Here is a 14,258-nt window from a genome sequence, read left to right on the forward strand (position 1 = left end):
GCGAGAACTGCCTACGACGCCTCGTCACGTACCTACCTCTTCCAGACTTCTGTCAGCTTATGTAGCCGACTGTCCGGAATCTGCTGGGCACCTCAGATAGACATTTGACCCGAAGCTGGTCTCTTTTCGCACTCATCACGGAAAGCAGACCAGTATGCAGGAACTTACGCGCTCGTGGTGGCTGCTGCTCATCCGTGGCATCGCCGCGATCATCTTCGGTGTGCTGGCGTTGATCTGGCCGGGAATCACGCTGCTGGTGCTGGTGATCTTCTTCGGTGCGTACGCCATCGTCTCCGGCGTCTTCGAGTTGTTCGCCGCCTTCCGGCACGGCGCCCGGTCACGGGCCTGGCTGATCTTCTCGGGCATCGTCGGCATCGTGGCGGGTGTCATCGCCTTCGTCTGGCCGGGGATCACCTCACTCGCCCTGCTCTACCTCATCGCCTTCTGGGCCATCATCTCCGGCGTCTCCGAGATCGTGGCGGGCGTGCGGCTGCGCAAGAGCATCGAGAACGAATGGATGTTCATCATCGCCGGCATCCTGTCGGTGATCTTCGGTGTGCTGCTGCTCATCTGGCCCGGCGCCGGAATGCTGAGCCTTGTCTGGCTGATCGGCATTTTCGCGATCCTGTATGGAATCGCAATGATTGTGCTGTCACTTCGTTTGAAGAAGTTCACTCGCGGGGCAGGAATACCGTAAATTTTACGGATACGACCGGGTTCCCTGTGAGGAACCTCCGGCCTGTCTCACGACATTGGAGAAGGCATGGACGTACACACCCGCCTTGCCCGTCACCTGCTCGTCGATGGCTACCGTCTCGTCCTCGATCTCGAACTCAGCCGTGGCTCCTGGTTGGTCGACGCCCGCAACGGCCGCCGCTACCTGGACTTCTACACCTTCTTCGCGTCCGCCCCCCTCGGTGTGAACCCGCCCTTCGACCGCGACTTCGCCGCGCTGCTCGGCCAGGTCGCCCGGAACAAGCCCGCCAACCCCGACATCTACACCGAGCACCTGGCCGACTTCGTCGACACGTTCGCCCGGGTGCTCGGCGACCCGGAGCTGCCTCACCTGTTCTTCGTCGAGGGCGGCGCCCTGGCCGTGGAGAACGCGCTCAAGACCGCCTTCGACTGGAAGAGCCGGCGCAACGAGGCCGCCGGCCGCCCCCGCGACCTGGGCACCAAGGTCATGCACCTGACCCGGGCCTTCCACGGCCGCAGCGGCTACACGCTGAGCCTGACCAACACCGAGCCGGGCAAGACCGACCGCTTCCCGAAGTTCGACTGGCCGCGCATCGACGTGCCGGCCATCCACCTCGGCGACGTGGAGGCCGCCGAGGCCCGCGCGCTGGCCCAGGCCAGGGAGGCGTTCGCCCGCCACCCGCACGACATCGCCTGCTTCATCGCCGAGCCGATCCAGGGCGAGGGCGGCGACAACCACATGCGGGCCGAGTTCCTGCGCGCGATGCAGGACCTGTGCCACGAGCACGACGCCCTGTTCGTCCTGGACGAGGTCCAGACCGGCGGCGGCACCACCGGCACGCCCTGGGCCTACCAGCAGCTCGGCCTGGCCCCCGACGTGGTGGCCTTCGCCAAGAAGGTGCAGGTCGGCGGGATCATGGCCGGCCGCAGGGTCGACCAGGTGGCCGACAACGTCTTCCAGCTCAGCGGCCGGATCAACTCCACGTGGGGCGGCGGCCTGGTGGACATGGTCCGCAGCCGCGGCATCCTGGAGATCGTCGAACGCGACGGCCTGATCGCCCGGGCCGGCACGCTCGGCGGCGTCCTGCTCGAACGGCTCACCAAGCTGGAGGCCGAGCACCCCGACACGGTCTCGGCCGTGCGCGGCAGGGGCCTGATGTGCGCCTTCGACCTGCCCGACCAGGCCGCCCGCGACGGGTTCGTGACCCGGCTCAGGGAGGAGCACGGCGTGCTGGCGCTGCCCTGCGGGCCCCGGTCCGTACGCCTGCGCCCGGCGCTGAACATCCCCGAGACCGACCTCGAACACGGCCTGAACGCGCTGTCCGCCGCGCTCTGAGCGCCGCTCACTCGGTCGAGGCGATGCTGGTGGCGCTGCGGCGCGGCCCGCCGTAGCGCCAGAAGAAGTTCAGCAGCACGCTGACCCGGTTGCGCCCGCCCAGCAGGTACGCCACGTGCACGAAGATCCAGGCCAGCCAGGCGGGCAGGCCGCGCATGGTCAGCCCGTCGCGCAGCTGGAGCACCGCCTCGGCCTTGCCGACCGTGGCCATGATCCCCGGGTCTCGGTAGGAGAAGCGGCTGAGCGGCCGCCCGTGCGCCGCGGCCAGGACCTGCCTGCCCACGTGCTTGCCCATCTGGATGGCCGGCTGGGCGAGCTGGGGCAGCGCGTCCGGCTGCCCCGCGAGGTCGCCGGCCACGAAGATCTCGGGATGGTCGGGCACGTTCAGCGCGTCGGTGAGCGTGATCCGGCCGCCCTTGCCCTGCGGCAGCCCCCAGTCGGTCACCTCCTTGGGCGCGGTGACGCCGAGGGCCCAGACGGTCACGTCGCTCGCCAGGCGCGTCCCGTCCTCCAGGATGACGGCGTCCGGCTCCACGCCCGCCACCGTGGCTCCCAGGCGCATCCGCACGCCTCTCCTGCGCAGCGCCGCGGCCGCCGCGTCCCGCAGCCGCGGCTTGTACGGGGCCAGGACGTAGTCGAACCGCTCGACCAGGGTGACGCTCGTCTGGTCGGGCCGGATCTCCGGATGCGTCAGCGGCACCGTACGGCGGCGCAGCTCGGCCAGCGTGCCCGCGGTCTCCACGCCGGTCGCGCCGCCGCCTACCACCACGACGTGGGTGCCCTCGCGCCGGCCCGCCGCGGTGTCCTCCAGGTAGTGCTGGAGCCGCCGCCGCAGCTCGGCCGCGTCGCGCAGCGAGTAGATCGGCAGCGCGTTCTCCTCGGCGCCGCTCACGTGGATCCAGTTGGTGGTGACGCCGGTGGCGATCACCAGGTAGTCGTAGTCGAGGGTGGAGCCGTCCTCGAACTCCACCCGCCGGTCGGACGGGTGCACCTTGCTCAGCGCGGCCCGGTGGGCGCGGACGTTCGGCCACTTCGCGGCGAACGTACGGATCGGGTAGGAGATGTCGGACGTGCCCATCCCCGCGGTGGCCACCTGGTAGAGCAGGGGCTGGAAGGTCGAGTAGGGGTTCCGGTCCACGAGCGTGACCAGGGCGCCGCCCTTGGCCAGTTCCCGCGTCGCGGCCAGGCCGGCGAAGCCCGCTCCCACGACGACGACGCGCGCTCTCCGCACTATGACCACGTTCCTTCCCGAGATTCCGATTCATGGTCCATATGGCACCCAGAGCATCGGTTAAACCATTTCTGTCGGATACACCACCGGGAAGTGGGGAGATCCGGGGTAGGGCATTTCGTATGTCTGAGCAAGTGACCACGATGGAACGTCTGGGCCGCCGCATCGCCGAACGCCGCGAATCGCTGAACCTGAGCCGGCAGGACCTGGCCGACAGGTCCGGCGTGGCGGCCGGCTACGTCGCCTATCTGGAGGACCAGTCCGGCATCTCGGTGCGCGAGGCCCTGACCCGCCTGGCCGCGGCGCTGGAGACGACCGTGGAGGGCCTGCTCGGGGAGGTGGCGGACACGCCCGCCGGCGTGGGCCCGGCCTCGGCGCACCCGACGCTGCTCCCGCTGGGCGAGGAGGAGTGCCTGCACCTGCTGCGGTCCGGGGGAGTGGGCCGCATCGCCTTCGAGGGCCGCTACGGCCTGACCGTGCTGCCGGTGAACTTCCGCATGTCCGAGGGGGCGATCGTGTTCCGCACGGTGGCGGGCGGCAGCACCGACGAGGACCTGAACACAGGGGTGGAGAACGTCGAGTACGAGGTCGCGTTCGAGGTCGACCGCATCGAGGAGCTGACCCGGGGCGGCTGGAGCGTGCTGGTCCGCGGCTCGCTCCACCACGTCACGACCGAGCGGGAACGCGCGGAGGCGGAGAGCACGGGCGTCGAGCCGTGGGCCGGCGGGCGGCGCCAGCACTACCTGAAGATCAGGCCCACCCGCCTGACCGGACGCAGGATCGCGCCCGGCTGAAACCCCTCACCCGATCAGGCGCCGTCCTTCCTGATCGAGAGCCACAGCCCGATGGCCGTCACCCGGGAGTCGACGCCGAGCTTGGCGTAGATCCGGTTGACGTGGTTCTTCACGGTCTTCTCGCTGAGGAACAGGCGCTGGGCGATCTGGCCGTTGGACTGGCCCGTGGCGATCAGGTCCATGACCTCGGCCTCGCGTTTGCTCAAGGACGTGAGCACGCTATCGAACGCTGCGTCGTCGACTCTCATCCGGCCTCCGGGGGCGCGCAGACGGTCTGATCGCCGATGGCCCCCGTGCTTCCGGCGTTAGCGGTAGACAGCGAGCATAACTCGCATTGTCCTGATTTGGGGGCGTTGTCGGGAGAAAACGACAACAGCCGGTCCCGAGGGACCGGCTGTGCGCTTGGGGTGAGTGAAGGGACTTGAACCCTCGACATCCAGGACCACAACCTGGCGCTCTGCCAACTGAGCTACACCCACCATGGCCGCCAACTCCGTGGCGGCACAGGAAAAGTGTAGCGGGGTTCGGGAGTCTTTACGCCATCCAATTAGCCGCTGACCCGCTCGGCGAGTTGCCGGGCGGTCGCCGAGTCGGGCCCGGGCTGGGCCACGAAGATCGCCGCGCGGTAGTAGCGCAGCTCCCTGATGCTCTCCTTGATGTCGGCCAGCGCGCGGTGGCCGCCCTGCTTCTCGGGGGCCGCGAAGTAGACCCGCGGGTACCAGCGGCGGGCCAGCTCCTTGATCGACGACACGTCGACCATGCGGTAGTGGAGATAGCCGTCGACGCCGGGCATGTCCCTGGCGATGAACGTGCGGTCGGTGCCGATCGAGTTGCCGCACAGCGGCGCCTTCTTCGCCTCCGGCACGTGACGCCGGATGTAGTCGAGCACGAGCGACTCCGCCTCGGCCAGCGTGACGCCGCCCGGCAGCTCGGGCAGCAGGCCCGAGGCGGTGTGCATCTCGCGCACCACCTGCGACATCTGCTCCAGCGACTCCGGCGGCGGCTTGATGACCACGTCGACGCCTTCGTCGAGCTGATTGAGCTCGCTGTCGGTGATGACACACGCCACCTCGACCAGCGCGTCGCGCCCCAGGTCGAGCCCGGTCATCTCGCAGTCGATCCAGACCAGCACGTCACTCATTCGATCTCCTCGCCCAGCGGCTCGGAGCAATCCGCCCGCTTGTTACCCCACCAGCCTAGTGCCACCCGCTTACGCGGGCTTGAGGGAGCCGAGAACCTTGCCGACCACGTCGGTGCCCAGGTTGTCGGGAACGGAGATGTACAGCAGCGTCGGACGCTGCCCCGGCCCGCGGTCCATGAGCACGATCGCGGCGTTCTCCTTCTTCCACTTGTAGCCGTTCTTCTCCGCCACGGCGGTGAAGTCGAGCTGGAACTGCATCACCCACGCCTGGCGGTCGCCGATCTTGACGCCCTTGTTCTCGATGATCTTGGTCGTGTGCTGCGGCTCGTAGAACTCGGTGCTGAACTGCATGAACAGCGCCTTGCTCGTCTCCTCCAGCCCCGAGGCGCCCGCGTACGGGATGAGCCCGGCCAGCGGGCCCGCGTAGGCGTTGCCGATCCAGTCCTTGTCGCCCTCGTAGTTCTCCTGCGAGCTGGCCTGCACGCCGCTCGTCCACATCTGCTGGGACGGGTCCGAGCCGTTGACGTCGCCGTACGCGGGCACCTTCCAGCCGTCGGGCGCCAGGTAGGACAGGCCGCTCCGCGCGTCGGTGATGCGGCCGTCCTGGGGCTGCGGCAGCTCGCCGCCCTGCGAGGGCAGCTCGGTCGGCGGCCCGCCGGAGGGCGGCTCCTCGGTCGGGAACGGCTGCGACTCCTCGGTGGAGGGCGAGGCCACCGGGGTGCTGCCGCCCCGGTTGAGGAAGAAGATCCCGGCGACCACGATCAGCGCGACCACGACCAGCGCGGCCAGTCCGCCGAACACCCACGGCAGCGGGTTGCCCTGCTTGGGCGGCGCCTGCCCGGGGCCGGGCAGCGGACCGCCGGACCACTGTGTGGGCTGCTGTGTGGGCTGCCCGTGGGCGGCACGGCCCTGGGCGGGCTGCTGTCCGGCCGCGGGCTGCCCGTAGGGGGGCTGGCCGAAGGTGGGCTGGCCGAAGGTGGGCTGGCCGTACTGGAGAGTGGGGTTCGCCGGGCTGGCCGACCAGTCGGGGGACGACTGGGGCTGCGCCCCCGGGCCCGGCTGCGGCCCGGAGGACGGCTGCTGCGGCTGCGGCTGCGGCTGCCGCTCCTGCGCGTGGGTGGCGTCCGTCCATTGGTTGCCGTCCCACCAGCGGAGCTGCGGCTCTCCGTACGGGTCGGGGTACCAGCCCGCGGGGGTCTGCGTGGTCATGCCCGTCAGATTAGTAAGAACCGCTTTGTTGCGCATTCAGGGAACGTCAGCACTTGTACGTGAAGCTCGCCTTGTCCGTACGCACCGGGCCCGGTGAGAGCACCTTGAGCGTGGCCGTGGCCTTGACGTTGCTCTTGCCCGACAACGTCCAGCGCAACGGCACCGAGTAGGACGTCTTGTCCGCGCTCGTGCGCAGGCTGCCCTCGACCACCTCCTTGTCCAGGTTCTTGCGCCACTCGTAGCGGATCTCGCCCACGCCTCCGTTGGTGACCACCGTCGCGGTGAGGACGATCGCGCCGTCGCAGCCCAGCGTCTTCTTCGGCGCCACCACGTCGATCGACCGGACCGCCAGCTCGGGGGCGTCCGTCAGCCGGAACCAGGCCACGATCGCGCCCGCCATGACGACCGCGAAGATCGCCGTGGACAGGATCGTGCGCCGCCGCCGTCGCCGCGTGACCTTGGCCACCCGGCCGCCGGACCGCCTCTCCGGCTGGTGGACGGTCGCCGCGCCGTCACGTCCCTCGCGCCAGATCCGCTCGGCCGTCGTCTCCTGCCGGTACTGCTGCGCGGTCCCGGCGGCCCCCGCCCCTGCTCCCGGGCCCACCCCCGGCCCGAACTGCAGGCGCGGCGGCGACCCCGGCGACCCCGACGACGGCACGTGCAGCAGCGTGACGATGTCGCCCTCGTCCTGGGGCACCGGCGGCGGCTGCGCGGCGAACGACGGCGCCTGCGCGAACGCCGACCGGCCGCGTGCCGCACGGGCCAGCGCGTCCCGGCTGATCAGGCCGCCGGGCAGCGCCGCGCGTTCCTGGCTCAGCAGGGCGCGGGCCGCGTCGAGGCCGAGCGTGGTGGCCGTGCCGGCGGCCCGTTCGAACAGGCCGGCGGCGCGCGGCGCGGTCTGCGTGAACGAGGCGGCCAGCCCGCGGGCCAGCGACGCCCAGCCCGCCGCGTCCCGCTCGCGCGGCGAGACCTGGCCGCGGATCGCGTCGGACAGGCCGCGCTCCGACAGCAGCGCGGCCCCCTCGGCGGTGATCACCACCGTGCCGGGGTGCACCGAGCCGTGCGTGACCCCGGCGGCGTGCAGCGCGAGCAGCGTCTGCCCGGTCTCCATCAGCACCGACGCCGCCCCCGCCGGGTCGATGGGCGCGCCGGAGAGCAGATCGGCCAGTGTGGGGCTGACCGCCTGCGCGGTGAGCAGCCACACCTGGTCGCCGGCCGCGACCACGTCGGCCACCGGGATCAGCCCGCCCAGGCCGCCCAGCACGAGGTGCTGGTCGGTCATGACCGTGTTCACCACCCGCTCCCGGACGCCGGGCCGGCCGATGACCCGCGGGTCGAACAGCAGCGCCCCGGCCCTGCGGCCGTCCGGCGAGATGGCGTCGATCCAGTTGCCCAGCTCGGTCATCCACGTGTGCTCGGTCAGCCGGAACCCGGCGATGCCGTTCCTGTGGTTGTCCATCCCCCTTGGCCCCCCGGCGCGTCTAGCGCTGCTTCCTGTGGCGTCCCGTCATGCGACGTTTCACCGCAAGTGTGACCGGAACCGCGCCGGACGTCATCAGGCCGAGCGCGAGCAGTCCGGCCTGAGCCTGGCCCACCTTGTCCAGGGTGGGCGTTTCGGTGCCGCCCCCGCCGCCTTCGCCGTCGTCGGTCGAGGTCCTTGTCGGCGTCTGCGATGTCTCCGAGGGGCCCGGGCTGGTCGGGGGCTGGCTGGTCGGGGGCGTCCTGGTGGGCGGGGCGGTGGTCGGGGGCGTCGGGGGCGGGGTGCGCGTGGGGGCGGCGGTGGTGGGCCTGCTGCCGTCGCTGGTCGTGCTGTTCTTGCCGGTGATGTCCGGCTCGGGGGAGTCCGTCGGGGTCGGCTTCGGCGTCCTGACCGGCCGCCTGGTCGGCTTCCGCGTCGGGGTCGGCCGGGGCGTCTTGGACGGCGATGCCGAGGCCGACGCCGTCGCCGTCGGCAGGACGGCCGGCGGGGTCGAGGCCACCGGGTCCGCGGACGTCGGCGTCGGGTCCGGCTCCTGGGTGCTCTCCTCGGGCGTCGCGGTCGGCTCCTCCGTGGGGTCGTCCGTGGGCTCGTCCTCGATCACCGGGTCGGCCCCGGTGGGCGTGACCTCGCTCGTCTGGGCCCGCAGCACCGGCTCGTCGGTGGAGGAGTTGACCAGGATCACGCCCACGGCCACCACCACGCCCACGGCCACCGCGCCGATCGCCACCTTGGCCGAGAGCTTGCTCAGCAGGCGGGCGGGGTCGGGGAAGCGGGTCTCGGTGAGCGCGGTCTGCGTCTCGGCGGGATCGTGCAGCGGGCTCGGGAACAGCAGGATCAGCAGGCCCGCCAGCGCGGCCAGGCGGCGGCGTCCGCGCTCCTCCCAGTCGGCGCCGTACGCCTCGGCCGCGATGGCCTCCAGCTCGGTCAGGAACGCCTCGGCGGACGGCGGCCGCTCGCCCGGCTGCTTGGCCAGCCCGCGTTCGACCAGGTTCTGCAGCGCCGTCGGCACCTCCTCGACGGGCGGCGGCGCGCTCTGGTGCTGACGGGCGAGCGCGGCGATGTTCGGCGCCCGGTAGGGCCGGGTGCCGGTCAGGCACTCGAAGAACACGACGGTGGCGGCGTAGACGTCGGTCGCGGGCCCGGCGGCCCCGCCCATCCACTGCTCCGGCGCCATGTACGGCGGCGTGCCCGCGGCGCTGACCCCCTCGCCGGCCCGGACCGCGATGCCGAAGTCCACCAGCTTGCTGACGCCGTCGCCCTGGACCATCACGTTCTCGGGCTTGAAGTCCCGGTGGACGACGCCGATCGCGTGCGCGGCGGCCAGGCCCTGGAGCGAGCCCTTGAGCACGACCAGCGCGGCCTCGGGCCCGGTCGGCCCCTCGGAGCGCAGGATCTCGCGCAGCGAGACGCCGTTGATCAGCTCCATGACGATCGCCGCGCCCTGCCCCGACTCGACGTAGTCGATCAGGCGCGCGTGGTGCGAGCTCTGCAGGGTGCCGAGCAGCCGGGCCTCGTGCCGGAACCTGGCCACGAAGCCCATGTCGGACCTGAGCTCGTCATTGAGGTATTTGATGGCGACTTCCACGCCGTCGTGATCGCGCGTGGCCAGGACCACCCGGCCGGCGGCACCGCTGCCCAGTTCCCGGACTTCGGTGTAGCCGGGGACCCCCCACTGCCCTTCGCCGTACATAAAACGGTCTCCTCTGGAGTCATCGGGCCCCCACCCGCATCAAACGCTGCGTAGCTTAACCAGAGGGAAGGGCTTTCCCGCCACCGATATGCCGATATGGCCGAATTTGCGAGGTTAGTCCGCTGTGTCGGTCTTATGGGATTGTGGGGTTTCCTGCGATTTGGGCGTTTCCTGTGGTTTTGGGGTTTCTTCCGGCTTGGGGGTTTCTCCAGGGCATTCCGGGGTCTTCCCGGTCGCCCGGTCCGCGCCGCCGTCCGCCGCGGGCGACGTGCTCGCCGTGACCGTCCAGGTGGTGCCGCACGGGACGGTCCTGAGCGCCCGGCTCACCGTCCTGGTGTACGTCGTGTCGCCGGACAGCGTGACCCGCTCCGAGCCGACCGATTCCCCGCCGATCAGGAACCCCACGTCCAGCGTCACCGGCCGGTCGTCGGCCGTGACCACCGAGACGGTCGCCACCAGGCCGTTCTCGCCCAGCCCGGCCCGGACGACCGAGACCTTCCGTACGGCGGGCGGGCAGGCGACCTCGGCGCGGGCGGTCTGGACGCGGTCGCCGGCGCGGACCCGTACCGAGAGGGTGGAGCCGCAGGGGCGCGACCGGAAGGCGTGGGTGAAGACGCGGGAGTAGGCGGTCCGGCCGGACAGGCTCGCCGAACGGGTGCCGACGGTCTCGCCGTCCACCGCGAACGCGGCCTCGACCGGGATCTCGCCGGCGCCGGTGGCGAGCACCCTGACCTGGGCGCGCGCGGTCAGCCCCGGCGCGTCGGGCATCGCCAGCGAGACGAACAGCCCGCTCACCCGTGTCGGGCAGGCCGGCACCGACACCGAGGACGACCGGGGGCCGCCGGGCGCGGCGGGAGAGGTGGCGACGGTCAGCGTGACGGTCCTGCCGCAGGGACGTTCGCCGAGGTCCCAGGTGAAGGCGCGGGTGTAGGAGGTCGCGCCGCTGAGCCGCAGCCGCTGGACGCGGCCGTCGTCGCCCGGCGCGGTCCACGTCCCGGTGGCGGTGACGGCGGCGCCCCCGCCGGTCCGGACGGTGACGGAGGCGCGCGCGACGCCGTCGTCGTCGACCGTGACGTCACCGACGCTCACCCCGAGGACGGTCGCGACGGGTGTCGGCGTCGGGGTGGGGGTCGGGGTGGGGGTCGGGGTGGGCGTGGGGGTCGGGGCGGGCGTCACCGGGGGTTTCGGCGTGGCGGTCCCGGTCGGCTTCCTCGTGGGCGTGGGCGTGGGCGTCGGTGTACGCGTCGGCGTGCGCGGGGCAGCGGTGGCGGTGGGCGGTCGCGAGGCGGGGGCCGTCGGCGGCGGCAGCAGCTCCGGCGAGGACGACGGGGACGGCGGCCCCTCCGGCGAGGTCCGCGGCGTCGCCTCGGGCGTCCTCGGCGGCGCGATCACGGCCTCCTCGGTGCCCGGCGGCGCGGTCACCGCCTCGGTCGTGGCCGGCGGCACCGCGACGGCCGCGCCGACCGGCTGCTCGGGCGGCTGCCGCCGGGCAGCGAGCGCGACCACCACCGCCACCGTCACCACCGCCACCAGGGCGGTGCCCATGCCCACCCGCACCGCGTTGGAACGCAGGCCGCGGAAGACCGTCCTGGCCAGCGACGTGGTGACCTCGGGGGTGGGCTGCGGCGGGGTCGGCAGGAGCAGCGCGAGCAGGGCCACCAGCGCGGCCAGGCGCCGCCGGCCGCGCTCCTCCCAGTCCTCGCCGTACGCGGCCCGCGCCGTGGCCTCCAGCTCCTCCACGAAGGCCAGCGCGCTCTGCGGCCGGTCCCGCGGCTCCTTGGCCAGGCCGCGCCGGACGAGCTCCTGAACCGGCTCGGGCGCGTCGTGGAAGGGCACCGGGGCGTGCACGTGCTGGTAGCCGAGCACGCTGGCCTCGGTGGACCGGTACGGCCGGTGCCCGGTCAGGCACTCGAAGAAGACCGCGGTGGCCGCGTACACGTCGGTCGCCGGGGAGGCGGGCCTGCCGGCCCACAACTCCGGCGCCATGTAGGGCGGCGTGCCCTCCGGATGCGTGGCCGTGCCCTGCGGCACCGCGACGCCGAAGTCCACGAGCTTGCTCATGCCGTCGTCGCGGACGAGCACGTTCTCGGGCTTGTAGTCCTTGTGCACGACCCCGGACCTGTGGGCCCTGGCCAGGCCCAGCAGCGAGCCCTTCAGCACGACCAGCGCCGCCTCGGGCTCGGTCGTGCCGTTCTCACGCAGCAGGGCGCGCAGCGAGACGCCGTTGACCAGCTCCATCACGATGCAGGCGCCGTTCGGCTCCTGGATGTACTCCCACATCGTGGCGATGTTGGGATCGCGCAGCGAGGTCAGCACCCGCGCCTCGGCCTGGAAGCGGGACAGGGCGGCGGGGTCGCGCAGCAGTGCCTCGGAGAGGTACTTGATCGCGACCTTCACGCCCGTCTCGTCGTGCACGCCCAGCACGACGCGCCCGCTCGCGCCCGCGCCGAGCTGTCTGATCTCCGTGTAACCGGGAGCACTCCACTCCATCGCCCTCTCCCATCAGGAGCCGGCCCACCTGATGAGACGCGTGATCAAGGAGTCGGGTTTGCCAGGTGGTTCCGGAATTATGGAACTACTCCCGATGGAGGATGTGAACCGGTATATCGATACCTTCTGGAAGTGCCGGATCCGGTTGCGGTTCGCCCCAGGTCGTGACCAGCGGATGCACCCCGGCCCAGACCGGAAGCGCATAGTCCTCCTCGTCGTCCTCCGGAGCCCCCTGGCGGATCTTGACCGACGCCTCCGCCAGCGACAGGGCCAGCACGGCCGTGGCGGCCAGCTCCTTGCGCGTGGGCGGGCGGACGTAGTCCCACTGGCCGGGGGCGAGCTGCTCGGTGAGCGCCCGCAGCGCCGCCAGCCGCTCGTCGGGATCGGTGACCAGCCGGGCCCGGCCGTAGACGATCGCCGAACGGTAGTTGACGGAGTGGTTGAAGACCGAACGGGCCAGCACGATGCCGTCCACGTGGGTGACCGTGACGCACACCTCGTCGCCGTCGCCGGCCCGCAGCGACCGGGCGCCGGTGGAGCCGTGCAGGTAGAGGGTGTCGCCGATCCTGCCGTAGCCGGTGGGCACGACCATGGGACAGCCGTCGGCCAGCACACCCAGGTGGCAGACGAGCCCGGCGTCGAGCACCTCGTAGAGGTCGTTCCTGTCGGTGCTGCCGCGGTGCTTCTCTCGGCCGAGGGTCGTGCGCGGGGTGGAGGAGAGCATGATTCGACGCTAGTCGCGAAGTGGACCTATCCTGTAGGGCCACTAACCGACCCTTCCTAGAGACCACTTCCGTGCGCACCAACGTTGACCTGCCCGTATCCCTGTCCCGCGACTCGGCCGTGCCGCTGACCACCCAGCTCGCCGACTGGCTGCGCCGCGCCATGATGGGCGGCGCGCTCGCGCCGGGCGAGCGGTTGCCGTCCACGCGGGCGCTGGCCGACCAGCTCAAGGTCAGCCGGACGGTCGTCACCGAGGCGTACCAGCAGCTCTACGCCGAGGGCTGGCTGGAGGGGCGCCACGGGTCCGGCACGTTCGTGGCGGCCATGGAGTCGCACGTCCCGCCCCGCGAGAGCCCGTACGAGCCGGCGCCGCCCGCCCGCCGCCCCCAAGGGGAGTGGATCGACCTGCGTCCCGGCGACCCCTGGGTGCGCGACTACGACCGGGCCGCCTGGAAGCGGGCCTGGCGCAGGGCCGGCGAGCTGCCGCCCGGCGACTCGCCCGACCCCCACGGCCTGCCGCGCCTGCGCGAGCTGCTCGCCGACCACCTGCGCAGGGCCAGAGGCATGGCCGTCGGCCCGGAGAACGTCCTGGTCACCAGGGGCACCGGCAACGGCCTCGACCTGTGCGCGCTGGCCCTGCTGTCCGGCGGCGGACGCGCGGGCGTCGAGGACCCGGGCTACCACGTGGCCCGCACGGTGTTCGCGGCCAGGGGCGCCGAGGTCGTGCCCTGCCCGGTCGACGAGGACGGCGTGATCGTCGACGGCCTCCCGCGCGACCTGCGCGTCCTCTACACCACCCCGGCCCACCAGTACCCGCTGGGCGGCCGGCTGCCGATCCCGCGCAGGGAACGCCTGCTGTCCTGGGCCAGGAGCACCGGCGCCACGATCGTCGAGGACGACTACGACGGCGAGTTCCGCTACGACGTCGCCCCCCTGCCGGCCCTCTTCGGCCTCGACCCCACCCGCGTCGTGCTGCTCGGCAGCCTGTCCAAGACCCTCTCGCCCGACGTCGGCGTCGGCTGGCTGGTCGGCACGCCCGACCTGGTGAGCCGGATCGCCGCCGTCCGCGACATGATGTCCGACCGCACCAGCGGCCCGGTGCAGCACGCCGTCGCCACTCTCCTGGAACGCGGCGACCTCGACCGCCACCTGCGCAGGATGCGCCTGGAGTACGCCCGCCGCCGGGCCGCCATCGTGGAGATCCTCGGCCCGGTCTGCCGCCTGCGCGGCGACACCGCCGGCCTGCACGTGCTGGCCGAGCTGCCGGCGGGCGACGTCCAGGGGGTCGTCGACCGGGCCAGGGAGCGCGGCGTGCTGCTCGACCCCGCCGACCGCCACCACCACGACCGCGCCCGCCTGCACGGCCTGGTCCTCGGCTACGGCTCGGCCTCGCTCAGGGACGTCCGGCGCGGCTGCGCGGTGCTGGCCGGCCTGATCCGGGATGCTCAGGGCGGATTGAGTATCTGAG

The 14,258-nt window shown here is 72.0% G+C and carries 12 protein-coding genes and 1 tRNA gene; 4 read left to right on the forward strand and 9 right to left on the reverse strand.

Annotated elements, in window-relative coordinates; translation table 11 throughout:
- Positions 1-154: 154 nt before the first annotated feature.
- Positions 155-697 (forward strand): HdeD family acid-resistance protein, encoded by a 543-nt coding sequence (locus tag ACWCSU_RS48510; protein ID WP_357699224.1) that lies wholly within the window; start codon positions 155-157, stop codon positions 695-697.
- 66 nt (positions 698-763) lie between these two features.
- Complete coding sequence (gene lat / locus ACWCSU_RS48515; RefSeq protein ID WP_449943467.1) at positions 764-2,032, forward strand: L-lysine 6-transaminase; 1,269 nt, start codon at positions 764-766, stop codon at positions 2,030-2,032.
- A 7-nt stretch (positions 2,033-2,039) separates the two neighbouring features.
- On the opposite strand, the gene ACWCSU_RS48520 is transcribed toward lat, so the two are convergent.
- Positions 2,040-3,263: an NAD(P)/FAD-dependent oxidoreductase gene (locus ACWCSU_RS48520; protein ID WP_449943468.1), complete on the reverse strand. Its 1,224-nt coding sequence runs from the start codon at positions 3,261-3,263 to the stop codon at positions 2,040-2,042.
- 122 nt (positions 3,264-3,385) lie between these two features.
- Between ACWCSU_RS48520 and ACWCSU_RS48525 the strand changes: the two genes are divergently transcribed.
- Entirely contained in the window at positions 3,386-4,057 is a 672-nt protein-coding gene (locus ACWCSU_RS48525; protein WP_357699229.1) for a helix-turn-helix domain-containing protein, read from the forward strand.
- Positions 4,058-4,071: 14 nt separating this feature from the next.
- Here the strand turns inward: ACWCSU_RS48525 and ACWCSU_RS48530 are convergent, their stop codons facing one another.
- The 8 genes from ACWCSU_RS48530 to ACWCSU_RS48565 all read right to left on the reverse strand — a co-directional run bounded on the left by ACWCSU_RS48530 (position 4,072) and on the right by ACWCSU_RS48565 (position 12,791).
- A complete protein-coding gene (locus tag ACWCSU_RS48530) occupies positions 4,072-4,305 on the reverse strand; it encodes a helix-turn-helix domain-containing protein (protein ID WP_357699231.1) in 234 nt (77 codons plus the stop codon).
- A gap of 155 nt (positions 4,306-4,460) precedes the next feature.
- Positions 4,461-4,536 (reverse strand) — tRNA-His (locus ACWCSU_RS48535).
- 68 nt (positions 4,537-4,604) lie between these two features.
- Positions 4,605-5,198, reverse strand: coding sequence for an oligoribonuclease (orn, locus tag ACWCSU_RS48540; RefSeq protein WP_357699233.1), 594 nt, complete (start codon positions 5,196-5,198; stop codon positions 4,605-4,607).
- Positions 5,199-5,267: 69 nt separating this feature from the next.
- On the reverse strand, positions 5,268-6,407 hold the full coding sequence (locus tag ACWCSU_RS48545; RefSeq protein ID WP_449943473.1) for a DUF2510 domain-containing protein: 1,140 nt from the start codon (positions 6,405-6,407) through the stop codon (positions 5,268-5,270).
- A gap of 46 nt (positions 6,408-6,453) precedes the next feature.
- A complete protein-coding gene (locus ACWCSU_RS48550) occupies positions 6,454-7,866 on the reverse strand; it encodes a hypothetical protein (RefSeq protein WP_449943476.1) in 1,413 nt (470 codons plus the stop codon).
- A 22-nt stretch (positions 7,867-7,888) separates the two neighbouring features.
- The gene (locus ACWCSU_RS48555) at positions 7,889-9,577 is read right to left on the reverse strand and encodes a protein kinase domain-containing protein (protein ID WP_449943479.1); all 1,689 of its coding nucleotides are present in this window, start codon (positions 9,575-9,577) and stop codon (positions 7,889-7,891) included.
- A 114-nt stretch (positions 9,578-9,691) separates the two neighbouring features.
- On the reverse strand, positions 9,692-12,067 hold the full coding sequence (locus ACWCSU_RS48560) for a serine/threonine-protein kinase (RefSeq protein WP_449943481.1): 2,376 nt from the start codon (positions 12,065-12,067) through the stop codon (positions 9,692-9,694).
- 85 nt (positions 12,068-12,152) lie between these two features.
- Positions 12,153-12,791, reverse strand: a complete 639-nt coding sequence (locus tag ACWCSU_RS48565; RefSeq protein ID WP_357699243.1) for a pyridoxamine 5'-phosphate oxidase family protein — start codon at positions 12,789-12,791, stop codon at positions 12,153-12,155.
- A 71-nt stretch (positions 12,792-12,862) separates the two neighbouring features.
- On the opposite strand from ACWCSU_RS48565, the gene pdxR reads away from it, so the two are divergent.
- Positions 12,863-14,257, forward strand: a complete 1,395-nt coding sequence (gene pdxR / locus ACWCSU_RS48570) for a MocR-like pyridoxine biosynthesis transcription factor PdxR (RefSeq protein WP_449943484.1) — start codon at positions 12,863-12,865, stop codon at positions 14,255-14,257.
- The last annotated feature ends 1 nt before the right edge of the window (position 14,258 follow it).

The organism is Nonomuraea sp. NPDC001699 (assembly GCF_053596455.1).

What these genes read in the sequence shown, in the direction of transcription:
- ACWCSU_RS48525 (WP_357699229.1), top strand. Translation starts at nt 3,386, where the DNA reads ATGTCTGAGCAAGTGACCACGATGGAACGTCTGGGCCGCCGCATCGCC.
- ACWCSU_RS48545 (WP_449943473.1), bottom strand. Translation starts at nt 6,407, where the DNA reads ATGACCACGCAGACCCCCGCGGGCTGGTACCCCGACCCGTACGGAGAG.
- orn (WP_357699233.1), bottom strand. Translation starts at nt 5,198, where the DNA reads ATGAGTGACGTGCTGGTCTGGATCGACTGCGAGATGACCGGGCTCGAC.
- ACWCSU_RS48510 (WP_357699224.1), top strand. Translation starts at nt 155, where the DNA reads ATGCAGGAACTTACGCGCTCGTGGTGGCTGCTGCTCATCCGTGGCATC.
- ACWCSU_RS48565 (WP_357699243.1), bottom strand. Translation starts at nt 12,791, where the DNA reads ATGCTCTCCTCCACCCCGCGCACGACCCTCGGCCGAGAGAAGCACCGC.
- lat (WP_449943467.1), top strand. Translation starts at nt 764, where the DNA reads ATGGACGTACACACCCGCCTTGCCCGTCACCTGCTCGTCGATGGCTAC.
- ACWCSU_RS48550 (WP_449943476.1), bottom strand. Translation starts at nt 7,866, where the DNA reads ATGGACAACCACAGGAACGGCATCGCCGGGTTCCGGCTGACCGAGCAC.
- ACWCSU_RS48560 (WP_449943481.1), bottom strand. Translation starts at nt 12,067, where the DNA reads ATGGAGTGGAGTGCTCCCGGTTACACGGAGATCAGACAGCTCGGCGCG.
- ACWCSU_RS48530 (WP_357699231.1), bottom strand. Translation starts at nt 4,305, where the DNA reads ATGAGAGTCGACGACGCAGCGTTCGATAGCGTGCTCACGTCCTTGAGC.
- ACWCSU_RS48555 (WP_449943479.1), bottom strand. Translation starts at nt 9,577, where the DNA reads ATGTACGGCGAAGGGCAGTGGGGGGTCCCCGGCTACACCGAAGTCCGG.